Annotated in this window: 1 protein-coding gene and 1 pseudogene; both read right to left on the bottom strand. The window is 73.8% G+C overall.

Translation table 11 applies throughout. From position 1 onward, the window contains the following. Positions 1-971 (bottom strand): annotated as a pseudogene (locus ACIQMX_RS42440) (cell division protein FtsK); the annotation flags it as partial. Between the two features lie 89 nt (positions 972-1,060). Then, positions 1,061-1,384 carry a hypothetical protein gene (locus ACIQMX_RS42435; protein ID WP_402487069.1) on the bottom strand — a complete coding sequence of 108 codons (324 nt, stop codon included), beginning with the start codon at positions 1,382-1,384 and terminating at the stop codon, positions 1,061-1,063. Positions 1,385-1,572 lie beyond the last annotated feature (188 nt).

The raw sequence follows: 1,572 nt of genomic DNA, 5'->3' as shown, positions 1-1,572 counted from the left end.
TACGGGTCGTCGTCGGCGACCCACATGCTGACGCGGCCGGCGTTGCCGCCCTTGGCCGCGCGGACGCGGGACATGATGACCTGGATCTCATCGACGCCGAGTTCCTGCGCGATGACCTCCCGCTTGGCGAGGACGTCCGAGGCGGTCTTGCCGCCGCCCCGGGGGAGGTCGAAGATCACCGCCCAGCCGCGGCCGTCACGAACCGGGCCCATCGTGCACGACACCCGCGGCGGGTCCTCGTCTCCCCGGCCGCTTTTCAGGAGGCCAGCGGCGCGCAGGGCGTCGTTGAGCTGCTGCGCGGACATGTCGACGCGCAGCGGCGGGGCGCCCTGGTCGAGGAACTGGGCGTCGCGGCCCCTGCCGAGGTAGGCCAGCGGGGTGACGACTGCGGCGGCGACACCGGTCTGCACGAGCGGGTCGGCCAGGGCGATACCGATGGTGGCTGCGGCGACTGCGACGGCCGCGCTACCGAACCGCCACCGCCTGGTGCGGGTGCGGATGCCGTGGGCGAGCTGGAGTCGGGCGGCCAGCTCGATGTCCTCGGGGCGGGCCTTGGACTGGGCCTTGAGGGCCCGGACCACGGCGGTGTGGTCCTGCGCGGACAGGGTCGGCCACAGCCCGACGGTGGCCCGGAAGAAGCCGCGGGCGGCCAGCAGCACGGTCCGCACGAGGTACTTCGGGGTGCGGACCCCGTGGTAGCGGGCGTGCCACCACGACAGCCGCACGAACGCCGCCGTGTTGGCGCGGATCGAGGCTGCCGACCTCGCCCACGCGGGCAGCACGGGGGCGTCGGGCACGGTCAGCCAGTCGGCGAGGGGGTTGTCCGGGCGGTCAACGGCCTCGACAACGTCGACGGCCGCGGGTTCGGCCGGCGCGGGGGCGGGCGTCTCGGTGCCGAGGGCGTCCGGGGGGATGGGGTGCAGCTTGGTCAGGGTGTGCCCGTTGGTGGGGTGGGCGATGGTCTCCGACATGATGGTCTCTCCTGCTGCTCGCATGGGCGGTTCAGGGGCACGGGGCGGCCGAACTTCCTTGGCTGGGGTGCGGCCGCCCCGTGGCGTGTTCAGGAGCTCTCGGCCCGGTTCACGGCCCGCTCGGAGCGGCGCAGCTGCTGCTCGGCGTCGCGGACCTTCTGCCGGGCGGCGGCCCTGTCCTGCCGGGACGCGGTGCGCATCGCGGCCTTGGCGGTGGCGACCGTCTGCCGGTCCGTCTCCCGCACCGCGTACAGGGCGTTCAGCTCCCGCTGCCCGCGCTCGGCCGCGGACTGGTCGATGCGCTCGATACGCCGCTCCAACGCCGGGTCGACGCAGTCGGCGAGCGCCTGGCGGAAGCCCTTACGGAACAGCTTCGCGCGCTGCCGCTTCTCAGCCGGGGTGTAGCTGTACATGGCGGTGTCCTCTCAGGAGTTGTCGGCGAGCAGGGCGGCGGCCTTCGCGATGTCGGCGTAGACCGTGGCCAGGCCGCCCAGTGCGGCGATGAGCGGGGCGTTGTGCTCGGTGTTGTGGGTGCTGCCGTCCGCGTAACTGGCGGCCTTGTCGGCGTAGTGCACGGCCCGGGTCAAGGCTCGGGCGGCGG

Origin of the sequence: Streptomyces sp. NPDC091416 (genome assembly GCF_044756845.1) — a bacterium.
GTDB lineage: Bacteria > Actinomycetota > Actinomycetes > Streptomycetales > Streptomycetaceae > Streptomyces.
This window is presented reverse-complemented; position numbering and strand designations above follow the sequence as displayed.

Bases quoted from the DNA above. Each gene is read 5' to 3' on its own strand.
- ACIQMX_RS42435 (WP_402487069.1), bottom strand. From the start codon at position 1,384: ATGTACAGCTACACCCCGGCTGAGAAGCGGCAGCGCGCGAAGCTGTTC.